The organism is Dactylosporangium sp. NPDC050688 (genome assembly GCF_040654515.1).
GTDB lineage: Bacteria > Actinomycetota > Actinomycetes > Mycobacteriales > Micromonosporaceae > Dactylosporangium.
This window is the reverse complement of record NZ_JBFAIC010000017.1, coordinates 112,176-133,751: the sequence shown is the minus strand read 5'-3', so window position 1 is coordinate 133,751 and position 21,576 is coordinate 112,176. Positions and strand designations below refer to the sequence as shown.

Annotated in this window: 17 protein-coding genes and 1 pseudogene; 10 read left to right on the top strand and 8 right to left on the bottom strand. The window is 71.7% G+C overall.

Features of this window, described 5'->3' with window-relative positions:
• Nucleotides 1–2: 2 nt before the first annotated feature.
• From AB0H83_RS19020 to AB0H83_RS19000, 5 genes are all read left to right on the top strand, one after another.
• Nucleotides 3–536, top strand: a complete 534-nt coding sequence (locus AB0H83_RS19020) for a TlpA disulfide reductase family protein (RefSeq protein ID WP_360095081.1) — start codon at nt 3–5, stop codon at nt 534–536.
• A gap of 3 nt (nt 537–539) precedes the next feature.
• Entirely contained in the window at nt 540–1,292 is a 753-nt protein-coding gene (locus AB0H83_RS19015; protein ID WP_360095078.1) for a cytochrome c biogenesis protein CcdA, read from the top strand.
• A complete protein-coding gene (locus AB0H83_RS19010) occupies nt 1,292–2,845 on the top strand; it encodes a cytochrome c biogenesis protein ResB (RefSeq protein WP_360095075.1) in 1,554 nt (517 codons plus the stop codon). Before AB0H83_RS19015 ends, AB0H83_RS19010 begins: the two co-directional genes overlap by 1 nt.
• Nucleotides 2,845–3,858, top strand: coding sequence for a c-type cytochrome biogenesis protein CcsB (gene ccsB / locus AB0H83_RS19005; protein ID WP_360095072.1), 1,014 nt, complete (start codon nt 2,845–2,847; stop codon nt 3,856–3,858). The genes AB0H83_RS19010 and ccsB overlap by 1 nt, the downstream gene beginning before the upstream one ends.
• 278 nt (nt 3,859–4,136) lie before the next feature.
• On the top strand, nt 4,137–4,262 hold the full coding sequence (locus AB0H83_RS19000; RefSeq protein WP_360095069.1) for a hypothetical protein: 126 nt from the start codon (nt 4,137–4,139) through the stop codon (nt 4,260–4,262).
• 809 nt (nt 4,263–5,071) lie between these two features.
• On the opposite strand, the gene mqnP is transcribed toward AB0H83_RS19000, so the two are convergent.
• Both mqnP and AB0H83_RS18990 read right to left on the bottom strand, forming a co-directional pair.
• Nucleotides 5,072–5,974 (bottom strand): menaquinone biosynthesis prenyltransferase MqnP, encoded by a 903-nt coding sequence (gene mqnP, locus AB0H83_RS18995; RefSeq protein ID WP_360095066.1) that lies wholly within the window; start codon nt 5,972–5,974, stop codon nt 5,072–5,074.
• Nucleotides 5,971–7,431 carry a menaquinone biosynthesis decarboxylase gene (locus tag AB0H83_RS18990; protein ID WP_360095063.1) on the bottom strand — a complete coding sequence of 487 codons (1,461 nt, stop codon included), beginning with the start codon at nt 7,429–7,431 and terminating at the stop codon, nt 5,971–5,973. Before AB0H83_RS18990 ends, mqnP begins: the two co-directional genes overlap by 4 nt.
• Before the next feature lie 71 nt (nt 7,432–7,502).
• Between AB0H83_RS18990 and AB0H83_RS18985 the strand changes: the two genes are divergently transcribed.
• Nucleotides 7,503–8,129, top strand: a complete 627-nt coding sequence (locus tag AB0H83_RS18985; RefSeq protein ID WP_360095186.1) for a UbiX family flavin prenyltransferase — start codon at nt 7,503–7,505, stop codon at nt 8,127–8,129.
• Here the strand turns inward: AB0H83_RS18985 and AB0H83_RS18980 are convergent.
• On the bottom strand, nt 8,092–8,319 hold the full coding sequence (locus tag AB0H83_RS18980; protein ID WP_360095060.1) for a BldC family transcriptional regulator: 228 nt from the start codon (nt 8,317–8,319) through the stop codon (nt 8,092–8,094). The two genes, AB0H83_RS18985 and AB0H83_RS18980, sit on opposite strands and share 38 nt — an antisense overlap.
• A gap of 187 nt (nt 8,320–8,506) precedes the next feature.
• Between AB0H83_RS18980 and AB0H83_RS18975 the strand changes: the two genes are divergently transcribed.
• Complete coding sequence (locus AB0H83_RS18975; protein WP_360095057.1) at nt 8,507–8,953, top strand: Lrp/AsnC family transcriptional regulator; 447 nt, start codon at nt 8,507–8,509, stop codon at nt 8,951–8,953.
• On the opposite strand, the gene AB0H83_RS18970 is transcribed toward AB0H83_RS18975, so the two are convergent.
• From AB0H83_RS18970 to AB0H83_RS18955, 4 genes are all read right to left on the bottom strand, one after another.
• Nucleotides 8,950–9,555 carry a putative glycolipid-binding domain-containing protein gene (locus AB0H83_RS18970; RefSeq protein ID WP_360095054.1) on the bottom strand — a complete coding sequence of 202 codons (606 nt, stop codon included), beginning with the start codon at nt 9,553–9,555 and terminating at the stop codon, nt 8,950–8,952. The two genes, AB0H83_RS18975 and AB0H83_RS18970, sit on opposite strands and share 4 nt — an antisense overlap.
• 85 nt (nt 9,556–9,640) lie before the next feature.
• Entirely contained in the window at nt 9,641–10,918 is a 1,278-nt protein-coding gene (locus AB0H83_RS18965) for a DEAD/DEAH box helicase (protein WP_360095183.1), read from the bottom strand.
• A 152-nt stretch (nt 10,919–11,070) separates the two neighbouring features.
• Nucleotides 11,071–15,351: a hypothetical protein gene (locus AB0H83_RS18960; RefSeq protein ID WP_360095051.1), complete on the bottom strand. Its 4,281-nt coding sequence runs from the start codon at nt 15,349–15,351 to the stop codon at nt 11,071–11,073.
• A 281-nt stretch (nt 15,352–15,632) separates the two neighbouring features.
• Nucleotides 15,633–17,132 (bottom strand): C40 family peptidase, encoded by a 1,500-nt coding sequence (locus AB0H83_RS18955; protein ID WP_360095048.1) that lies wholly within the window; start codon nt 17,130–17,132, stop codon nt 15,633–15,635.
• 304 nt (nt 17,133–17,436) lie between these two features.
• On the opposite strand from AB0H83_RS18955, the gene mqnE reads away from it, so the two are divergent.
• The 3 genes and pseudogenes from mqnE (at nt 17,437) to AB0H83_RS18940 (ending at nt 20,791) form a co-directional block, all read left to right on the top strand.
• The gene (gene mqnE / locus AB0H83_RS18950) at nt 17,437–18,606 is read left to right on the top strand and encodes an aminofutalosine synthase MqnE (RefSeq protein ID WP_360095045.1); all 1,170 of its coding nucleotides are present in this window, start codon (nt 17,437–17,439) and stop codon (nt 18,604–18,606) included.
• Between the two features lie 59 nt (nt 18,607–18,665).
• Nucleotides 18,666–18,950: a DUF4229 domain-containing protein gene (locus tag AB0H83_RS18945; protein ID WP_360095042.1), complete on the top strand. Its 285-nt coding sequence runs from the start codon at nt 18,666–18,668 to the stop codon at nt 18,948–18,950.
• A 42-nt stretch (nt 18,951–18,992) separates the two neighbouring features.
• Nucleotides 18,993–20,791 (top strand): annotated as a pseudogene (locus AB0H83_RS18940) (M14 family zinc carboxypeptidase).
• Here the strand turns inward: AB0H83_RS18940 and AB0H83_RS18935 are convergent.
• Nucleotides 20,788–21,537, bottom strand: a complete 750-nt coding sequence (locus AB0H83_RS18935) for a VOC family protein (protein WP_360095039.1) — start codon at nt 21,535–21,537, stop codon at nt 20,788–20,790. The pseudogene AB0H83_RS18940 and the gene AB0H83_RS18935 sit on opposite strands and share 4 nt — an antisense overlap.
• Nucleotides 21,538–21,576 lie beyond the last annotated feature (39 nt).

Here is a 21,576-nt window from a genome sequence, read left to right as displayed (position 1 = left end):
GCATGCGCTTCGCGATCGCGCTGGTCGCCCTGGTGGTACTCCTGACCGGCTGTGAGAGCAGCGCACCGAAGAGCGCTCTCGGCAGCCGCAAGATCTCTGTCTCGGACCGGGTGGCCGCGCCGGCCATGCGCGGCGACTACATGGACATCGCCGGCTCGTTCGACCTCGCGCAGCACAAGGGCCAGGTCGTCGTGGTCAACTTCTGGGCGTCCTACTGCCCGCCGTGCCGCACCGAGGCGCCGGAGCTGGAGAAGGTGTACGCCGCCACGAAGGCCGAGGGTGTCGCGTTCGTCGGCGTCAACGTGCACGACCAGCGCGACCAGGCCAAGGCGTACCTCGCCGACATCAAACCGACCTACGGCAGCATCTTCGACCCGTCCGCGTCGCTGGCGCAGGACTTCGCCGTGCCGCCCAACTCGATCCCGGCGACCCTCGTCATCGACCGCAGCGGCCGTATCGCCGCCGTGCTGCGCATGCAGGTCGACCAGAAGCTGCTCGAGCCGATCGTGCGCGACCTGCTCGCCGAGCAGGCCTGAGCCATGCTGCTCGCCGGCACCGGAGACCTCGCCCTCAGCGGACCGCTGCTCGGCGCGGTCGCGGTCGCCGTCCTCGCCGGCCTGGCCAGCTTCCTGTCGCCGTGCATCCTGCCGCTCGTGCCCGGCTACCTGTCCTATGTCACCGGCCTGGCCGGCGCCGACCTCGACTCCGGGCACCGCCGCGGCCGGGTCATCGCCGGGATCTCGCTGTTCATCGCCGGGTTCGCGGCCGTCTTCATCGCCCTCATCGTGCTCGCCACCAGCGCCGCGATGCAGCTCATGGTGCACCGCCGGCTCATCGAGACCGTCGCGGGCGTCGCCGTCATCGTGCTCGGTCTGGCGTTCATGGGGTTCGTACCGGGGCTGGAGCGGCAGTGGCGGATCCAGCGCCTGCCCGCCGCGGGCCTCATCGGCGCCCCCGTCTTCGGGATGGTCTTCGCGCTGTCGTGGGCGCCGTGCACCGGACCGACGCTCGGGGCGGTCATCGCGCTCGGCTCGACCACCGGGTCGCAGGCCAGGGCGGTGACCCTCGCGGGCGCGTACTCCCTCGGCATGGGGCTGCCGTTCATCGCCGTCGGGCTGGGCTTCCAGCGGCTCATCGGCGTCATCAAGTTCATCCGGCGCAACAGCCGGTGGGTGACCCGCATCGGCGGCGCGCTGCTCGTCCTCGTCGGGCTCGCGCTCGTCACCGGCGTCTGGAGTGACCTCATGATCGCCCTCACGACCAACGTCGGACCCGGATCGGTGCCGATCTGATGAGCCGCTGGATCGTCTCCATCGCCCGGCGGGCCTGGCGGCAGCTGACCTCGATGCGCACCGCACTGGTGCTGCTGTTCCTGCTCGCCGTCGCCGCCGTCCCCGGCTCCGTGCTGCCGCAGCGCAACGTCTCGCCCGAGAAGGTCCGCCAGTACCTGCAGGACAACCCCGACTGGGGCCCCACGCTCGACCGGTTCTCCTTCTTCGACGTGTACGCCTCGCCCTGGTTCTCGGCGATCTACTTGCTGCTCTTCACGTCCCTTGTCGGCTGCCTCGTGCCGCGCTTCCGCTCCCACTTCGTGGCGATGCTGCGCAAGCCGCCCGCGGCGCCCGCCCGGTTCTCCCGCCTGCCCGCCTCGGCCGAAGACCTGCCCGCCGCGTCCGCTGGCGACGTGGTCGCGGTGCTACGCCGCCGCCGGTTCCGCACCGTCGTGCGCACCCCGTCCGACGGGGTCACCGAGATCAGCGCCGAGAAGGGGTACCTCAAGGAGACCGGCAACCTGGTCTTCCACCTCGCGCTGCTGTCGCTGCTGATCGGCGTCGCGTACGGCTCCTGGTTCGGCTGGCACGGCAACCGGCTGCTCATCAAGGGGCAGGACTTCGCCTTCTGCAACACGCTGCTCAACTACGACGAGCACGCGCTCGGCGCCCAGGTCGGCGAGGGCGACCTGCCCCGGTTCTGCCTGCGGATGGACAAGTTCGCCGCCACGTACCTCGACAACGGCCAGCCGGTCACCTATAAGGCCGACATCACCGTCACCCAGCACGGCCGCTCGTCCGCCCACGTGCTGCAGGTCAACGACCCGCTGCGCCTCGACGGCGCCAACGTGTCGCTGCTCGGCCACGGGTACGCCCCGGTGCTGCGGTACACCGACAAATACGGCAAAACCCACGAAAACGTGTCGGCATTCCTGCCGAAGGACGGGATGCTCACCAGCGACGGCGTCGCCACCTTCCCGGACGTCAACCTCAACCCCGAGACCGGCACCCGCGACGAGAAGTCGCAGATCGGCTTTTTGGGCGTCTACCTGCCGACCCTCCCGTCGGACCCCTCGGTGAACTCGTCGGCCTTCCCCGCCGAGAAGGACCCGCGCCTGATGCTCCAGCCGTACCGCGGCGTCCTGGGCTTCGACGCCGGCGCGCCGTTGTCGGTGTACACCCTCGACCAGCGCCAGATCGACGCCAAGCGGCTCAGCAAGTTCGGCGAGCCCGTCATGCTGAAGCCCGGCGACAAGGGCACCCTGCCCGACGGCACGACCGTCGAGTTCGTCCGCACCGAGCAGTGGATCAGCATCTCCATCCGGCACGACCCCGGCCAGCCGATCGTCCTGGTCGGCGCGAGCGCGCTGCTGGTCGGGCTGCTCGGCTCGCTCACCGGCAAGCGCCGGCGGGTGTTCTTCCGCATCACCCCGACCGGAATGTCGGCCGGCGGCCTGCCGCGTGGCGACTACCCGGGCTTCGCCGAGGAGTTCGCCGCCATCGTCGCGGCGGCGACCCCTGCGGCACCGGTGCCGAGCCAGATGGCGCAGACTGATGTCAAGGAGGTCGTTTGATGGGTGGGTTGTCGAACCAGCTGCTGGTCGTCACGATCTTCAGCTACGTGCTGGCGATGCTGGCGTACGCGGTCGAGTACGCGTTCGGGGCGAGGAGCCTGGTGGGCCAGCGGGTCTCGGCCGGCGTGGCGGCTCCGTCGGAGGCTCTGGCCTCGGTCGGCGCGCCTGCTGCCGCGGTTCCCTCGGCCGGCCCTGCTGCTCCTTCCCTTTCGGACATCTCCGATGAATCCGTTTCGTCGGATGTGCCGGACACCTCCGCTGCGCGCTGGGCGGGCATCGCCGCGGTCGCCCTGACCGTCCTCGGCTACCTGGCCCACTTTGCCGCCCTGGTCACCCGCGGCCTCGCCGCCGACCGGGCGCCGTGGGGCAACATGTACGAGTTCGTCATGACCGCCACCCTCGTCGGCGTCTCCGCCTGGCTGGTCGTGCTTGCCAAGTGGCACAACCTGCGGCACCTCGGCCTCTTCGTCACGCTGGTCGCGTCCCTCCTGCTCGCGATCGCCGGCATGACCCTGTACGTCCCGGTCGGCCCCCTCGTCCCGGCCCTGCAGTCCTACTGGCTGGTCATCCACGTCGGCGCCGCCTCGATCGCCTCGGGCATCTTCCTCGTCGGCTTCATCGCCGCCGCCATGCACCTGATCCGCCTCGGCCACGACCAGGGCAAGCGCAACTTCCCGTACAGCCTCGGCGAGCGCCTGCCAGAGGCAGACGTCCTGGAGCGCGTCAGCTTCCGCGTCCACGCCTTCGCCTTCCCCATCTGGACCTTCGGCATCATCGCCGGCGCCATCTGGGCCGAGGCGGCCTGGAGCCGGTACTGGAACTGGGACCCCAAAGAGGTCTGGTCCTTCGTGGCCTGGGTCGTCTACGCCTGCTACCTGCACGCCCGCTCCACCCCGAGCGTCAGCCGCCGCATCACGTCCTGGATCGCCATCGTCGGCTGGATCACCATGCTGATCAACCTGTTCGGCGTGAACCTGGTGGCCAGCGGCCTGCACTCGTACGCCGGCGTCTGACGCCTCCCCTCGCCAACCCGGTGGCCCACCGGCCCGTTTGCGGTGTAAGGATGCCAGTCCTCCGCGTGGGCCCTGCGCGCTGATTTCCCGGTGGCTGGCTGTTCCCCGGCGACCAGGGATCCACCGGGTTGCAGCGATCCACTGGGTTGCCGACGAAGGGGCATGCCGTTCTGGCCGGGACAGGTCACTGCCTCGCCCCCGGCTTACCTGCCTGGTCGGCGGCGACACGCGCCGTTGCCGGGGAGCGCATCTCCGCCCAGCCCGACGCGGAGATGCGCATGGCGACGCTGGTCGTGCAGGGCCGTTCCGCCCTGGCTCGCGGCGTCCGCGCCGTGCGCAACCAGGGCGTCCTCATGCGCGGCGTCAACGCCGCCGCCGACCGCTTGCTCACCCGGCCAAGCTGATCCCCACCTGGCCTGCGCTCGTGCGGCGCTGTGTTCGCCTGGCCTGAGTTCGCGTGTCGGGTGCCTGGTTGGTGTCTGTCCGCGCGGCTCGTGTTCGCTGGCTCGTGTTTCGCCTGGCCTGTGCTCGTGCGGCGCCGTGGTTGTCTGGCCTGTGTTCGCCGGCCTGTGTTCGCTCGGCCGGCGTCTGCCCGATGCGTGCGTGCCGTTGCCGAAGCATCCGTCAGCCCTGGCCCTAGCCCTCGGCCCGGCCGTGCCCGTGCCTGGTTGGCGTCTGCCCGTGCGGCTCGTGTTCGCCTGCCCCTGCGCGTGGTTGGTTTCTGCCCGCACGGCCTGTGTTCGCCGGTGCGTGCTCGGCCGGTCGGTGTCCGCCTGATGCGTGTGCGCCGTTGCCGAAGCATCCCTCAGCCCTGGCCCGAGCCCTCGGCCCGGCCGTGCCCGTGCCCGGTTGGCGTCTGCCCGTGCGGCTCGTGTTCGCCTGCCCCTGCGCGTGGTTGGTTTCTGCCCGCACGGCCTGTGTTCGCCGGTGCGTGCTCGGCCGGTCGGTGTCCGCCTGATGCGTGTGCGCCGTTGCCGAAGCATCCCTCAGCCCTGGCCCGAGCCCTCGGCCCGGCCGTGCCCGTGCCCGGTTGGCGTCCGCCCGCGCGGCTCGTATTCGCAGGCGGATGCTCGCCCGGTGCGTGCTCGCCCGGCCGGCGTCCGCCCGATGCGTGTGCGCCGTTGCCGAGCGAGCCCTCAGCCCCGGCCGAGCCCTCAGCCCCGGCCGAGCCTCAGCCCCGCCGAGCCCTCAGCCCCGCCGGGGCTCGCGGGCGTCAGGGGCGCAGGTCGGACCGGATGATGAGGTCGAGCAGGGCGAACACGAACAGTGCGATCCCCACGAACCCGTTGGCCGTGAAGAAGGCGCGGTTCACGCGGGACAGGTCGTCGGGGCGGACGATGGCGTGTTCGTACACGAAGGCGACCGCCGCGACCGCCAGGCCGATCCACCACAGCCAGCCGAGGTCGACGAGTTGGCCGTACCAGACGAACAGGGCGAACGTCACGACGTGCGCGGCGGTCGACAGGTGCAGGGCGAAGGGGATGCCGTAGCGGGACGGGACGGAGTGGACGCCGATCTCGCGGTCGACGGTGGCGTCCTGGCAGGCGTAGATGAGGTCGAAGCCGCCGATCCACAGGCCGACGGCGGCGCCGAGGACCCAGGCGGCGCCCGAGCCCCGCAGGTCGCCGGTCACGGCGAGCCACGCGCCGACCGGGCCGACCATCTGCGCCAGGCCGAGCAGCGCGTGCGGCCAGTTGGTGAAGCGCTTGCCATACGGATAGAGCACCAGCGGCACCACGGCCAGCGGGGCGAGGGCCAGGCACAGCGGGTTGAGCAGGGCGGCCGCGCCCAGGAACACGACCAGGGCGACCGCCGCGCCGGTCCACGCGGTGCGGACGGTCACGGCGCCGGTGACGAGCTCGCGCTGGGAGGTGCGCGGGTTGCGGGCGTCGATGTGGCGGTCGATGATCCGGTTGGCGGCCATAGCGAACGTGCGGGCGCCGACCATGGCGACCGTCACCAGGAGCAGGTCAGCCCAGTTGACGCGCCCGCCGTTGATGGTCATCGCGGTCAGGGCTGACAGGTAGGCGAACGGCAGCGCGAACACCGAGTGCTCGATCGCGACGAGCCGCAGGAATGCCTTGACCCGGCTCGGGGGTGCCTCAACGAGCGTCACTTGAACCCATACTCTCTCCAGCGTTTGTCGACCCGCGCCACGACCTCGGGCGACATGACCATCTCTTCCGGCCAGCCGCGATGGTAGCCCTCCGCCGGACCCTTGCGGGTCGCGTCGAGGCCGGCCTTGCCGCCCCAGAACTGTTGATAGGAGGAGTGGTCGAGGTGGTCGACCGGACCTTCGGTGAGCAGCAGGTCGTGCTTGTAGTCGACGTTGCCGAAGGCGCGGAAGGCGACCTCCGCGTAGTCGTGGACGTCACAGTCGTCGTCGACGACCACGATGAGCTTGGACAGTGAGAGCAGGTGGGCGCCCCAGATGGCGCTCATGACCTTCTGCGCGTGCTTCGGGTAGCGTTTGCGGATCGACACGATCACGCAGTTGTGGAACACGCCGGCGGCGGGCAGGTCGTAGTCCACGATGTCGGGGATCATGATCTTCAGCAAGGGCAGGAAGATCCGCTCGGTCGCCTTGCCGAGGCCGAGGTCCTCCTGCGGCGGCTTCGACGTGATGATCGAGTGGTAGATCGGCTGCTTGCGGGTGGTCATGCACTCCACGTGCAGCACCGGGAAGTCCTCGACGGGCGTGTAGAAGCCGGTGTGGTCACCGAACGGGCCCTCGGGCAGGCGCTCTCCGGGCTCCAGATAACCCTCGAGCACGATCTGGGCGCTGGCCGGCACCTGCAGCGGCACGGTCAGGCAGTCGACCATCTCGACCCGCTCGCCGCGCAGGAAGCCCGCGAACAGGTATTCATCGATGTCGGACGGCAGCGGGGCGCTCGCCGAATAGGAGACGACCGGGTCGGCGCCGATGGCGATCGCCACCGGCAGGCGCTGCCCGAGCCGCTCGGCCACGGCGTGGTGCGCGGTCGAGTCCTTGTGGATCTGCCAGTGCATGCCGAGCGTGTTGTGGCTGTGCTGCTGCAGGCGATAGAGCCCGAGATTGCGCTTGCCGGTCTCGGGGTGCTTGGTGTGGGTCAGGCCGAAGTTGTGGTAGATCCCGCCGTCGCCGGGCCAGACCTGCAGGCCGGGCAGCCGGTTGAGGTCGACCTGGTCGCCCTTGTAGACCACCTCCTGGCACGGCGCGGTCTTCACGTGCTTCGGCGGCACGGACTTGAGCTGGAGCAGCTTGCCGATGCCGTCGCGGATGCCCGCCCAGCCGACCGGCAGCTCGGGCTTCGCGAGGGCGCCGATGCGCTCGCCGACCTCGTCGAGGCGCGAGACGCCGAGCGCCATCGCCATGCGGCGCTCGGTGCCGAACAGGTTGATCGCGACCGGCATGTCGCCACGGGTCGGGCGGTCGAACAGCAGCGCCGGACCGCCGGCCCGGACGGTGCGGGTGACGATCTCGCTGATCTCCAGATGTGGATCCACCGGCGCGGACACGCGATGCAACTCGCCGGCCCGCTGCAGGGCGGCAAGGAACTCGTTGAGGTCTGCGTATGGAAAGCCGCGTGCCATGCCCCCATCCTGCCAACCCGGTACGACACTTTCCGAGCGGGCTGGCCAGTTGTGGCAGAGTTGACCGCGTGATTGATCAGCGCAGGCCGTGGGTCGTCGGGGTGTCCGGGGCGTCCGGCACGCCGTATGCGGCCGCGGTGATCCGGGCGCTGTTCGACGCGGGCGAGGCCGTCGACCTCATCGTGTCGCGCGCCGCCCGGCTCACGATCCTCGACGAGACCGGCATCGGCTTCCGCGACGCGCACTGGAAGGACGACCTGGCCACGTGGCTCGGCCGAGCACTGGACGACGTGGTCTACTGGCCCGCCGGTGATCTCGCCGCCGGTCCGAGCAGTGGGTCGTACCAGGTCAAAGGCATGCTCATCGTGCCGGCGAGCACGGCGGCCTGCGCCGGCATCGCGATCGGGCTCTCCAAGGACCTGCTGCAGCGGGCGGCCGAGGTCAACCTCAAGGAGCGCCGACCGGTCGTCGTCGTCCCGCGGGAGACCCCGGTGACCCGCAGCCACCTGGAGCATCTCATTGCCCTGCACGATGCTGGCGCCGTGGTCCTCCCCGCCAGCCCCGGCTTCTACTCGGCCGGAGCGGCGGCCACGGCCGCCCAACTCGTCGACTTCGTCGCCGGCAAAGTCCTCGACGCTGCCGGCGTGTCGCATACCTTGTTCACTCGTTGGTCGGGTGAACTCGGCCATTCCCGTTAGAGGTGTCGTCGAGCGCTTCGTCTCCTTCGAGCAGCGCCCGCACCTCGGATTCCCGGAACCGCCGGTGTCCCCCCGGGGTTCGGATGCTGCTGATCCGACCGGCCGCCGCCCAGCGTGTCACCGTTTTCGGATCCACACGAAACAAGGCAGCGACCTCGCCGGGCGTCAGCAGACGATCTCCCGTCTCCACGGCCCCTCCTTAACCCATGGGTGGCTCGATCGGGCCCGCGCACCCCCATGCGGCAAGCTGAAAGCACGAGTCATCCTGGGATGTACGCCCATTACAGCACCGCTAGCGTGCCGTGTCCGGGAAACGAGGAAATCGCACGTGTTGGGTAATTAGCTGTGCTAAAACGCCGACCATTAGGCTGGACGCGATGGATGCGATCGATCGACAACTCATCGACCTGCTTCGAGACAACGCCCGCCTTCCATACGCCGAGCTGGCCCGGAAGGTCGGCCTGTCGGCGCCGGCCGTGCACGAACGCGTCGGCAAGCTTGAATCCTCCGGCGTCATCCAGGGCTACCGGGCCGAGATCCACCCCGAGGCCGTCGGGCTGCCGCTGACCGCGGTCATCGGCATCGTGCAGGACAGCAGCGGCGACACCGACGGCATCCTGGAAGCCCTGCGCGAGCATCCGGAGATCGAATCGTGCTACTTCATGGCGGGTGAGGAATCGTTCCTGTGCAAGGCGCGCGTGAAGACCATTGGCGATCTTGAACGCCTCATCATCGAGCTGAACCGGGTCAAAGGCGTGGCACGCACCCGCACCGCGATCGCGCTGTCGACGAAATGGGAGGGCCGCCCCCAGTCGGCCTGCTAAGCCAGCTCCGCCAGCCCCGGATACCCCACGACATAGCCCTCGGCATCCAGCTGCAGCTCGGCCGTGAAGGTCTCCGAGGTGTAGCGGACCCGTTGGCCGGGCAGCACCTCGTACACCTGCTGGAGGGGCAACACGGCCAAGCTTGGCAGCAGCACCCAGGCCGCCTCGATCGTCGACACCGTGCCGGGCGCCGCGCGGTGCAGGCCCAGCCGGCGCACGGGTAACGTGCTGGTCAGCGGGGAGTTGTAGAGATCCACGTCGAGCACCCGGTGGAGCCGTTCGGGCTCCTCGATGCCGGCGAAGGGCGCCGTCGGCAGCACCCGCTCCAGGTCACCCTGCTCACCCGTGGTGACCCGCCAGCGGCCCGCGGCCCGCTCCATCCTTAAGGTCCGGCGCCAGCCCGCGCCCTCGGCCGTGACCTCCAGCCGCGTGCTCGCCCAGCCTTCATCGGTGTGCAGCTCATATCTGCAGCAATACAACGCATTGTCGGCGGCGAACGCCGTGCCTTTGGCATAGAGGCCCCGGCGGTCGTCGAGCGTGACGAACTCGCCGCCTGTCGTGTCGGTCCGCTGCCAGGCGAACGCCCGTGGAAGCACCGTCATACGTAGACGCTATCCGACGGGTACGACAAAACCCGGGCGACAGAAAGGCGGTCCGCATCAATTCTGCGGACCGCCCTGTCGTCACCTAACGCCGTGGACGACGATCATGATCGTGCTGCGGCCGCCGCCCGGGCCTGCCGCTGAAGTGCGACGCGCCGTGCTGCGGGGTGCTGCGCTGGATCCGCACCGGCACGCCACTCGGCTGCCGCGCGCCCGTGACCTCGGCCAACGCCGGGTCGCCGGCCCGCACCCGCAGCTCGGTCGGGGTGACCCCGGCCTTCGCCAGCAGTGCCGCCGCCCGCCGACGCTGCCGCGGCAGCACCAGCGTCACGACCGTGCCCGCCGCACCGGCCCGCGCGGTGCGGCCTGCCCGGTGCAGGTAGTCCTTCTGATCCCGCGGCAGATCGACGTGTACGACCAGCGACACGTCATCGATGTGAATGCCACGCGCCGCGACGTCGGTGGCCACCAGCACGTCACACGTGCCCTCTTTGAACTCGGCGAGCGTGCGCGTGCGCACCCGCTGCGTCTTGCCGCCGTGCAGGGCGCCGGCCCGCACGCCGACGGCCGCGAACTGCTCGACGAGCTCGTCGACGGCCTGCTGGGTCTTCACGAAGAGGATCGTGCGGCCCTTGCGGGCGGCGATCGACGCCGCGATGGCGAACTTGTCGTTCGGCGGGACCAGCAGCACGTGATGGTCCATCGACCCGACCGACGCCGTCGCCGGCTCGATCGAGTGCGTCACCGGGTCGACCAGGAAGCGCTTGACCAGCGTGTCGACGTCCTTGTCGAGGGTCGCGGAGAAGAGCAGGCGCTGGCCGGTGGCCGGCGTCTGCGTCAGGATCTCGGTGACCTCGGGCAGGAAGCCCATGTCGGCCATCTGGTCGGCCTCGTCGAGCACGGTGATCTCCACCGAGTCGAGCCGGCAGACGCCGCGCTTGATCAGGTCACCGAGGCGGCCGGGCGTCGCGACGAGCACGTCGACCCCCCGCTCCAGCGACCAGATCTGCCGGTCATACGGCACACCGCCGACGGCGGTCTTGCAGAACAGGCCGAGGGCCTTGGCCAGCGGGGTCAACGCGTCGTTGACCTGCATGGCGAGTTCGCGCGTCGGCACGAGGACCAGGGCCTTGGGCGCGTGCGGACGGGAGCGCCCGCTCGCCGCCAGCCGGGCCAGCATCGGCAGGCCGAAGGCGAGCGTCTTGCCCGAGCCGGTGCGCCCCCTGCCCAGGACGTCACGGCCCGCGAGCACATCGGGAATGGTCGCGGACTGGATCGGGAACGGATCGGTGATGCCCTGGTTGGCAAGCGTGCGCACCAACTTGTTGGGCAGGCCGAGCCCGGCGAAACCGGGCCCTTGGATTTCCTCTGCGGCTTCGACCGCGTCTTTTGCGTCGAAGATGGAGGGGTACGAACTGGGGTCAGCGAGCAGCAAGGAGCTGGGACCTTCCGATTGGAGACCCTTCAGCTTATCCGATCTCGCTCACTGACCCCGCGCCGAGGTGTCGCGGTTCACTATTTCTGCGGTACGCCGCTGAACATGTCCTCGATGAACGACTTGGAGAACGTGACGGCCAGGTAACCGCCGGCCAGGAGCACCACCACGATGATCCCGATGATGATCATGACCTTCAGGTTGCTGGACTTCTCCGGCTGGTCGTCGCCATCGTCCGCTTCCTGCGTACCTTGGCTCAAGATGTGCCCGGTGAGCGAGCCGGAGTTCTCCAGAGGGCTGCTGCCGCCGTCGGCCGGGACCGCCGCCACCGGGGTGACGCGTTGTCCGCCATAGACTGTGCCTGCAGAGCTGCGCTGGTTCCGTGCCCAGTTCCCGTAGCTTTCCGATGCGGGCGGAGGACCCGCGTCGCTGACCACTTGGACTTCTTCCTCCTCTTCGGGCGGGGGGTTCGCGGGCGGCTGCTGATGCGCCGGCGGGGCCGGGTTGGCCGGCGCGCCGCTCGACGGGTAGACCGCCCCCGGCGCGCTGTCACTGGCCGCCCGGTCGTCGCGCTGCGGCCCCGTTGAAGACGGCGGCGGTGCCCAGGCCGGCGCGCCCCACCCCGTCTGCTGCACGGGCGGCAGGTCGGGTTGGGCGCTCGGCACCGAGTACGACGGCTGCTGCCCCTCAGCGGGCGGCGGTGCCCAGCCCGGCGCCGCGGGGGGCGCCTCGGCGGGCGCGGCAGGCTCGGCCGCCCAGCTCGGCGCGAACGGTGGCGACACCGCCTCACCAGCGGCAGGCTCGGCGGGCGACGGGGCGGCCCAGCTCGGCGTGAACGGTACCGACACCGCGTCACCGCCGGCCGGCGGCGGTGCCCAGCTCGGGGCCGCGGGAGCGGAAACCTGCTGCTCGGCCGGCGGCGCCCAGGAAGGCTGCTGACCGGACGGAGCCCAGCTCGGCGGCGCCGAAACCGGCGGCGTCGACGCGGAAGGGTTCGCCGAGGGGATGGAGAACGCCGGCGGCGCCGACACCGGTGGCATGGAGTCGGACGGTGTCGTCGACGGCATCGTGTACGCCGGCTGCCCCGCCCCCGGAGCCCCTCCCGATGCCGGCGGCGCGAACGGCGGGGAGAACGACGACGGCGCCCCCGAGGTCGGCGGCGCGAACGGGGGCGGGGTCGAGGACGACGGCGCTGCCGAGGACGGCGCTGCCGAGGGCGACGGCGCCCCCGAGGTCGGCGGCGCGAACGGGGGCGGGGTCGAGGACGACGGCCCGCTGACGGGCGGGGCGAACGCGGGACCACCCGTGGGCGGTGCGAACGCGGGTCCGCCCGACGACGGCTGGGCCGAGGCCGGGCCACCCGAGACCGGCGGCGCGTACGCAGGGCCGCCCGACGACGGCGGGGCCGACGCCGGACCACCGGAGATCGGCGGCGCGAACGCGGGCGGCGGCGTCCATCCCTGCCCGGGCGGCGCGGCCCACCCCTGCTGCTGCGGCGCCGGCGGCGTGGACACCGGCGGACTCGGCGGCGCGGCCCAGCCCTGCGGCGAAGGCGGCGCCGATGCCGGCTGCCCTGGCGGCGTGGCCCAGCTCGGCTGACCCGGTGCGGCAGGTGTACCGGGCGCCGGCGGCGCCGCCCAACCCGGCTGACCCGGCGCTGAGTACTGCTGCGGCTGCCCGGGAGTCCCGTACGTGCCCGGCTGAGCGGGCGTCCCGTACTGCCCCGGCGGCGTGCCGTACTGGCCCGGCTGCTGGCCTTGCGGCGCGCCGTAGTGGCCGGGCTGCTGCCCCGGCGGGGTGCCGTACTGGCCGGGAACGGGCTGCCCGGGGACGCCGTACTGGCCCGGCTGCTGGCCCTGCGGCGTGCCGTACTGCCCAGGCTGCTGGCCTTGCGGCGTGCCGTACTGGCCCGGCTGCTGGCCCTGCGGCGCGCCGTACTGCCCAGGCTGCTGGCCTTGCGGCGTGCCGTACTGGCCGGGAACGGGCTGCCCGGGGACGCCGTACTGGCCCGGGGCTGGTTGGCCCGGGGTGCCGTACTGGCCCGGCTGGGGCGCCGGGGGCTGGGCGGTGCCGTATTGGCCGGGTGTGCCGTACTGGCCCGGGGCCGGCTGGCCGGGGGCGGCAGGTGGCTGGTGGGTGGGGGTGCCGTACACGCCAGGCTGCGCGGGGGGAGCCGACCACTGCTGCGGTGGCTGCTGCGCCGCTGGCGGCTGGGCCCATCCCTGCGCGGGCGGCTGGGCCCAGCTGGGCCCCTGCCCGGCAGCCGCGGCGGGCTGGCCGGTGTCGCCGGTGCCCCACGGGTGTTGCGATGACGGCGTCGTGTACGGCGCCGGCGCCTGGAACGGTGACGGCGGCTGCGGCTGAGGGCCGGGCCCGGGGAACGGCGGCGGCGACGGCTCAGGGTCGGGCACGGGAGGGGGCGGCGTCGGGGCGGGGGGCGCCGGTGGGTACGGCGTCGGGATGGGCTCCGGCTCCGGCGCCGGCGGGAACGGGCTCGGCTCGGGCGACGGCATCGGCTCCGGGCTGGGGAACGGCGACGGCTCCGGGCTCGGGAACGGCTCGACCGGCCGCCCCGGCTCGACCGGCCGCCCCGGCTCGTTCGGCTCACTGGGCTCGGTCGGCTCGCTCGACCCGCCAGGCCCGACGGGCGCAGCGGGCGCAAAGGGCGCCGACGGAGCCGACGGAGCGGCGGGGGACGGGTCGTCGGTGGCGCTGGGCGTACCCGCGATGCCGGCGTCGCTGGAGGAGCCCGCGGTCGCGGCAGGGAAGCCCATCGAGTGCGGCAGGGCCATGGAGGTGCGGTAGACCGTCGGGGTGGCGGCGGCGCGGGCGGCCTGGGCGGCCTCCTCGGCGGTGACCGAGTGGGTGCCGGGCACGGAAGCGCTGGCCCGGGCGGCGACCACGGCGGCGGCGAACGCCCCGGCGGCCGGCAGCACGGCCGGCGGCGCCGACGAGGCGGGCGCCATCAGGGGCTGCGCCGGCACGTCGACGACGGGCCGGTCGATGGGTGCGAGCACGGGCTCGGCCGGGGCGGCCTCGGCGGCGGGGACGGCGGCCGGCCGGCTCTGCACCGCGAACGGGTGCACCACCTGCGGCTCCGACACCACAGGCGCCGGCTCCGGCGAGGACTCCGCCGCGGCCGGCACCGCGAACGGCGGCGGGGCCTGCGACGCAGGCGGGGCGGGCACCGCGAACGGCGGCGGCGCGGCCTGGGACTCGGCGGGCACCGCGAACGGCGGCGGCGGGGCCTGGGACTCGGCTGAGGCCGGCACCGCGAACGGCGGCGGGGACTGCGGCTCCGGCGGAGCAGACGCCGCGGCAGACGACGATCCCGGGGCGCTCCACGGCAGCGCGAACGCGTCCCATGACGACTCCGGCAGCTGCCGGGGCGCCCGGGCCCGGCTCGGCAGCGGAGGCAGCGCCTCTTCAGCGGGCGGCGCGGGAGGATCGGCCACCGGCGCGGGCGAGTCACCCGCGGCAGCCGGCTCCTCGATCGACGCGGCCGGCGCGCCGAATCCGGAGACCGGCACCGGCGCGAACGGCGGCGCCGCGGCGTCCGAGGACAGCGGCTCCGCCGGGTGCATCCCCGAGTACGGCGTGGACTCGCCGGGCGGCGGGCCGTACGTCCCGGCGACGGAGTCGAAGCTCGGCAGCTGGTACGCCGGCGGCTCGGCGGCGAGTGAGGCCGCGATGACGTCCGCCTCGGGCTCGGCCTGCCGCCGCGGCTCGTCAGGGCCGTCCGTCCGCTGCGCGGGCGCCTCACGCACCCCGCTGAGGCCCGCGAGCGCGCCGAGTCCGAGGTCCGAGGAGGAAGAAGGCGAAGAGGGGGAAGAAGGTGAAGAAGAGGAGGAGGCAGAGGCGCTGCCGACACCGGCGTCCACGCCGGCGGGCGCCTCGCCCAGCCCGGCCGACACCGAACCGAGCCCCGCCGAAGCCGAGCTGAGCCCCGCCGAAGCCGAACCCGACCCAGCCGACGCCTCGCTCAAGCCGGAGGAGACACCGCTCGGTGCGACTGCGGCGTCGGTCGAGTTGAACGCCGCGACCATGGCCGCGACCTCGGGGTCGTCCTCGTCGTCCTCGTCGGCGCCGGCGAACGGGTCACCGCCCGGCCACAGCGCGCCGTCGACAGGGGTGGGCGGGAGCTCGAACGGCGCGTCCGGCACCACCTCTTCGGGGGTGTCCGGAGGGAGCTCGGCGCCGACCGGTGGCGGCGGCGGCAGCGGCGGCAGGTCGCCGTCGAGTGCGTCTGGCTCGGGCTCCGGACTGGTCGCCTGCGGCTGCGCGCCGGGCGGGAACCCGAACGGGGAGTCGGGCCGCACCCCCTCGCCGCGCGTGCCGTCCCGTGTCTCCCGCTCGTCCATTGCTGCCCTCCATGACCATGCCCTGTGCGACTGCTGCCTGGGCGTCACCGCGCTCCCGGCGTGCCCCTTCCGCCAGTCACGGCTCCACGGTGCCACATCAAGTCACCAAACGCTGGACCGGACTGCGTCGGGTTTTGGATCACCCGTGAACAGGGTCATCCGTAGACCAGAATCACCCGCCGACCGGGATCATCCGATACCGAACGACCCGGTCTAAGGGTGAGCCCGGCAAACGGGACCGGCCCACGGATCCTCCGTGGGCCGGTCCGGGGTACGAGCCGTCAGTTGCCCGCCGCGGACGCCGTGGTCTGGGCGGCGGTGCTGGCCCCCGCCGACGTGGGCTCGACGGCCGACTTCGTCGGCGACGCCGCGGTGGACTTCGCCGGGGTGGTCGGCGCGCGCGAGGGCTGCTCGTCCGTCGGCTCGGGCGACGGCGGCGCCGACGTAGTGGTCGACGTCGGCGACGGCGAGTGCGACTCGGACGGCGAGTTGGTGGCCGTCGGTGAGGGCGACGCGGTGGTCGAGGTCGTCGGCGAGGCGGTCGACGACGGGGACGCCGTGGTGGTCGACGAGGGTGACGTCGAGGTGGCAGACGGGGTGGCGCCCGGCGCCTGGACGGCCGGGAAGATCCGCGTCGCGCCGAAGAAGCGCGACCACTTCACCTGCCCGATCTTCACCCTCTCGCCGGTGGTCGGGGCGTGCACCATCTTGCCGCCGCCGATGTAGATGCCCATGTGGTAGATCGAGCGCCAGTCGCTGGTGTCGCTGCCGAAGAAGACCAGGTCGCCGGGGAGCAGCAGGTCGCCGAGGTTGGTCTTGGTCGCCCGGATGGCGGGGGTGCCGTGGTACATGTCGTTGGCGACGCGCGGCACGCGGACCCCGACCTGCCCGTAGGACCAGTACGCCAGGCCCGAGCAGTCGAAGGTGCTCGGGCCTTCGTCGCCCCAGACGTACCAGCTGCCGATCTTGCTCATGGCGAAGTTGAGCGCCTGGAGGGCTTTCGGGTTGGCGACCATGCCGTCGACGGGGATGGTGGACACCGTGCCGCGGCTCTGCTCGGCCGCGTCCTCCTGCGCCGCGATCTGCAGGACGGCCTGCTCATTCTGGGCCTTGAGCTGCACGTACGCCGCGTTCTGCGCCTGGAACTGGGCGTCGATCGGGGCATACGCGGTCTGTGCGCTGAGGTAGGTGGACTGCGCCAGCTGGTACTGCTGCTTGGCGGCCGCCTCCTCCTGCTCGGCGAGCAGCAGTTCGCGGGCGTCCTGCTGGCTGCCGGGCTGCTGACCGAGGCCCGGCGCGAGCAGCCCGAACTGGTGCAGGTCGTGCGCATACCCGTCGAGCGGGCCCAGGCCGGTCGCGCGCTTGTACGCCTCCGCGGCGGCCGAGTCGGCCCGGCTGCGCAGGTCGGCGACCCGGGCGGTGGCCAGCCGCAGCTTGTCCTGGGCGTCGGTGGCCGCGGCCTGCGCCGTCTCGAGGTTGATCTGTGCCTGGAGCCGCTTCTGCCCCAGCGTGTTGACGGCGATCTCGAGCGTGGCGAGCTGCGTCGCGAGCGGCCCCCGCAGCGTGGCGCTGCTGCCGCCGACGGCCGCCGGCGCGGCGGTGCCGCCCTGCCCGGGCATGACGAGGGTGCCGGATGCGATCGGCCGCGAGCCGGTGTCGGGGATCGCGCCGCCCGGGTCGGCGTATGCCGGGCGCGGGACCAGCGAGCACAGCAACGTACACACGACGGCCGCGACGAACACAGGCCCTCGCCGGTGCCTGCCCCGCTGCTTCGGGATCATCGCTGCGACCTGCGCGGATGTCTCTGCCTCGGCAGGCGGTACCCAACTGTCGCCGGGATAACTCGCCGCCCTCAACACCAGCCCGTCCATGCCACCGTCCCAGTCGGTAAGCCCCGCCAATGGTCGATCATGCTCGATCGATCAGTCGGTCTGCCGCCCGACCGTATTTCTGCCCACTTTTGTTTACCTCACGGAAGCAATCAGCGTCGAGGGCTGATCAATGTCAGCTTGCGTCCGGAGAGATGAATGCCGCACTAACCCGGGGGCGGGTGAGGTCCGGCCGGAGCCGACGTACGCTGGCGACGTGGATGCAGGTGTGAAGCGTGAACTCGAGGCCAAGGTCGTCGCCGGCGAGCGGCTGAGCAGGGAAGACGGCGTCGCGCTCTATGAGAGCGACGACCTGGTCTGGCTCGGCCGGCTGGCCCACCTCAAGCGCACCGAGCTCAACGGCGACCGGGTCATGTTCAACGTCAACCGGCACCTCAACCTGACCAATGTCTGCTCCGCGAGCTGCGCGTACTGCTCGTTCCAGCGCAAGCCGGGCGAGAAGGACGCGTACACGATGCGCATCCACGAGGCGGTCGCCAAGGCCAAGGAGATGGAGGACGAGCAGCTCACCGAGCTGCACATCGTCAACGGCCTGCACCCGACCCTGCCGTGGAAGTACTACCCGAAGGTTCTGCGCGAGCTGAAGAGCGCCCTGCCCGGCGTCAAGCTCAAGGCGTTCACCGCGACCGAGATCCAGTGGTTCGAGAAGATCAGCGGCCTGCCCGCCGCCGAGATCTTCGACGAGCTCATCGACGCCGGCCTCGAGTCGCTCACCGGCGGCGGCGCGGAGATCTTCGACTGGGAGGTCCGCCAGCACATCGTCGACCACGCCACCCACTGGGAGGATTGGTCCCGCATCCACCGCCTCGCGCACAGCAAGGGCCTGCGGACGCCCTCGACGATGCTGTATGGCCACATCGAGGAGCCCCGGCACCGCGTCGACCACGTCATGCGGCTGCGTGAGCTGCAGGACGAGACGGGCGGCTTCACCGTCTTCATCCCGCTGCGCTACCAGCACGACTTCGTCGACTCGGCCGACGGCAAGGTCCGCAACCGGCTGCAGGCCCGCACGAAGATGGCCTCGCCCGCGGAGTCGCTCAAGACGTTCGCCGTGTCCCGGCTGATGTTCGACAACGTGCCGCACGTGAAGTGCTTCTGGGTCATGCACGGCCTCTCGGTCGCCCAGCTCTCCCTCAACTTCGGCGTCGACGACCTCGACGGCTCGGTGGTCGAGTACAAGATCACCCATGACGCCGACAGCTACGGGACGCCGAACACCATGCACCGCGAGGACCTGCTGCACCTGATCTGGGACGCCGGCTTCCAGCCCGTGGAGCGCAACACGCGGTACGAGGTGGTCCGCGAGTACGACAAGCCGACCCCGCTGGCCCAGCGCCGTGCCGAGCCGCAGCAGGTCTGGGCCTGACGGCTCCGGGTGGCGGCGCCTGGGGGAGGGCCCGTGGGCAGGGATATCCTGGCCATACCATGTCTGCGCTGTTGAAGTACACGCTCGCCCGGCTGGGGCTCTTCGTTCTCGTGGCCGGTGCGCTGTTCGCCGTCCCGCTCGACGTCAGCTCGCTGTTGAAGTTGATGATCGCCGTGGTGGTCTCCGCCGCGCTGGCCTTCTTCATGTTGAAGGGCCTGCGCGAGGAGGCCTCCATGCAGGCGGTCGGCGCCGCGCAACGCCGCACCGAAAAGCGCGAACGACTGCGCGCCGCGCTCAACGGGGATGATGATGGGGGTGAAAGCGCCACCAAAGCGGACCAATAGCGCTTAAACCTTGGATGGTGCCAAACCACCCAAGGAGGCGCGATGGGCCGCAGGCTCTCCGTATCGCTCACGCTCGCCGGTGTCGGGCTGCTCATGCTGGCCGGGGTCAACGCCGCCGGTGCGGCACCGGTGGACGGGGCGGAGCAGGCCGGGCGGTACGTGGTCGAGGGCGTGCGCACCCTGGACGATCGCAACCGGGTCGCCCGCAGCGGGGCCGCCATCGACTCGGTCGAGCACGGCCGGGCCGAGATCACCGCGCTGCCCTCGGAGGCGCGCAGGCTCCGTGACCAGGGCTTCCGGGTCCTTGAGCGGCGCGCGGAGGACTTCCCGGCGGCCGACGCCGGCTATCACAACCACGCCGAGATGGTCGCCGAGCTCGACAAGGCCGCCGCCGCCCATCCGGCGATCATGCGCAAGACCAGCATCGGCACGTCGTACCAGGGCCGCGACCTGCCGCTGGTGAAGATCTCCGACAACGTCGCGGTGGACGAGGACGAGCCCGAGGTCCTCTACGGCGCGCACCAGCACGCCCGCGAGCACCTGACCGTCGAGATGGCGCTCTACCTGGTGAAGCTCTACACCGAGGGGTACGGCAAGGACCCGCGGATCACCAGGCTGGTCGACGGCCGCGAGCTGTGGATCGTGCCGGACCTGAACCCCGACGGCGGCGAGTACGACATCGCCACCGGCTCCTACCGCAACTGGCGCAAGAACCGGCAGCCCCACGCCGGCTCGGGCAGCGTCGGCACCGACCTCAACCGCAACTGGAGCTACAAGTTCGCCTGCTGCGGCGGCTCGTCGGACAGCCCGTCGTCGGAGACCTACCACGGGGCGTCGGGGTTCTCCGCGCCGGAGACGCAGCGGCTGCGGGACTTCGTGCTCAGCCGCCGGATCGGTGGGGTGCAGCAGATCAAGACCAGCATCGACTTCCACACGTACTCGGAGCTGATCCTCTGGCCGTTCGGCTACACGACGGCGGACACGGCCGCGGGGCTCAACGCCGACCAGCAGGCCGCCTTCATGAGCCTCGGCGTGCGCATGGCCAACTCCAACGGCTACACCCCGGAGCAGTCCAGCGACCTCTACATCACCGACGGCTCGATCATCGACTGGCTGTGGGCGACGCAGGGGATCTTCGCGTACACGTTCGAGATGTACCCGGGCCCCAACCCGAGCGGCAACGGCTTCTACCCGCCGGCCAGCGTGATCGCGGCACAGACCGCCCGCAACAAGGAGGCCAGCCTGCAGCTGGCGGAGTTCGCCGACTGCGTCTACCGGATCATCGGCAAGGCGGCCAAGTACTGCGCCAACGACACGGTCTGGTCCGACGACTTCGAGAGTGCCAAGGGCTGGACGGTCACGAACGGCACCGCGACCAGCGGGCGCTGGGAACGCGGCAACCCGGAGTCGACCACGCAGAACGGCCCGAAGCAGCTCGGCACCCCGGTCAGCGGCGACCATGACCTGGTGACCGGCCGGAAGGCGGGCACGGCGGCGGGCAGCTACGACGTCGACGGCGGCACCACCGGCGTGCGGTCGCCGTCGATCCCGCTGCCGGCCGCCGGCCCGCTGAGCCTGCACTGGTCCTGGTACCTCGCGCACGCCGCCAACGCGTCCGCGAGCGACTCGTTCAAGGTCAGCGTCCTGGTCGAGGGTGTGAAGACCGGCCTGTTCGCCAGGCCGGCGCGGCCGCCGACCGCGACGCGGCTTGGGCCACGGCCAAGGCGGACCTGACCCCGTACGCCGGCAAGACCATCCAGGTGCTGATCGAGGCCACCGACGCGGCCGGCGCCAGCCTCATCGAGGCCGGCGTGGACGACGTCGTGGTGAGAAAGTCCTAGAAGCCGTATTCGTCGGAAATCTCGATCAGTGCGAAATGCGCCCCCGACGGGTCGGCGACGCGGGCGTACCACCCGGCCGACGACGCCATCGGCTTGCGAGCCACCGTGCCGCCGAGCTCCGCCACCCGCTCACATGCGGTGACGGCGTCCTCGACCATGAAGCAGACCGTCCAGTGCTCCGGCAGCCCCGGCGGGAAGCGGTGGTCGATCGGCACCAGCCCGCCCACTGCGTCGTTGTGGTGGTGCAGCTCGAAGTACGGCTCGATGTTCTCCGTCTCGATCGGGTGCCAGCCGAACACCTCGCCGTAGAAGGCGCCGGTGCGCTCCAGGTCGTGCGAGGCCAGCTCGTACCAGCAGATCGCGCCCGGCTCGAAGGACACCTGTGCGCCGCCGAACCTGCTGCGCAGCCACGTGCCGAACACCGCACCGCCGGCGTCGGCGGCCACGGCCATCGTGCCCAGGTCGCGCACGCTGGTCGGGGGCACCTTGACGGTCCCGCCGGCGCGCACGACCGCCTCCGCCGTGCCGGCCGGGTCGTCGGTCGCGATCGAGATCAGCCACGCGGCCGGCCCGCCGGGTGCGGCGGTGCGCAGCCCGGCCACGGCCCGGCCGTTGAGCGTGAAGTGTCCGTCGTCGTTGAACTGCCAGCCGAAGAGGCCGCCGTAGAACGCGCGCGCGCCGACCGGGTCGGGGCTAGCGACCTCGGCCCAGCACGGCGTGCCCGGTGCGTAACCCCGTACTCGCATTCCGCGTCCTTCCGGTTGTCGCACTGTTTCGAGATAGTG

Coding starts and splice junctions, on each gene's coding strand:
- ccsB (WP_360095072.1), top strand. CDS start 2,845: ATGGGTGGGTTGTCGAACCAGCTGCTGGTCGTCACGATCTTCAGCTAC.
- AB0H83_RS18970 (WP_360095054.1), bottom strand. CDS start 9,555: ATGACGGTGCTTCCACGGGCGTTCGCCTGGCAGCGGACCGACACGACA.
- AB0H83_RS18960 (WP_360095051.1), bottom strand. CDS start 15,351: ATGGACGAGCGGGAGACACGGGACGGCACGCGCGGCGAGGGGGTGCGG.
- AB0H83_RS19020 (WP_360095081.1), top strand. CDS start 3: ATGCGCTTCGCGATCGCGCTGGTCGCCCTGGTGGTACTCCTGACCGGC.
- AB0H83_RS19015 (WP_360095078.1), top strand. CDS start 540: ATGCTGCTCGCCGGCACCGGAGACCTCGCCCTCAGCGGACCGCTGCTC.
- AB0H83_RS18945 (WP_360095042.1), top strand. CDS start 18,666: ATGTCTGCGCTGTTGAAGTACACGCTCGCCCGGCTGGGGCTCTTCGTT.
- AB0H83_RS18935 (WP_360095039.1), bottom strand. CDS start 21,537: ATGCGAGTACGGGGTTACGCACCGGGCACGCCGTGCTGGGCCGAGGTC.
- AB0H83_RS19010 (WP_360095075.1), top strand. CDS start 1,292: ATGAGCCGCTGGATCGTCTCCATCGCCCGGCGGGCCTGGCGGCAGCTG.
- AB0H83_RS19000 (WP_360095069.1), top strand. CDS start 4,137: ATGGCGACGCTGGTCGTGCAGGGCCGTTCCGCCCTGGCTCGCGGCGTC.
- AB0H83_RS18955 (WP_360095048.1), bottom strand. CDS start 17,132: ATGATCCCGAAGCAGCGGGGCAGGCACCGGCGAGGGCCTGTGTTCGTC.
- AB0H83_RS18990 (WP_360095063.1), bottom strand. CDS start 7,431: ATGGCACGCGGCTTTCCATACGCAGACCTCAACGAGTTCCTTGCCGCC.
- AB0H83_RS18975 (WP_360095057.1), top strand. CDS start 8,507: ATGGATGCGATCGATCGACAACTCATCGACCTGCTTCGAGACAACGCC.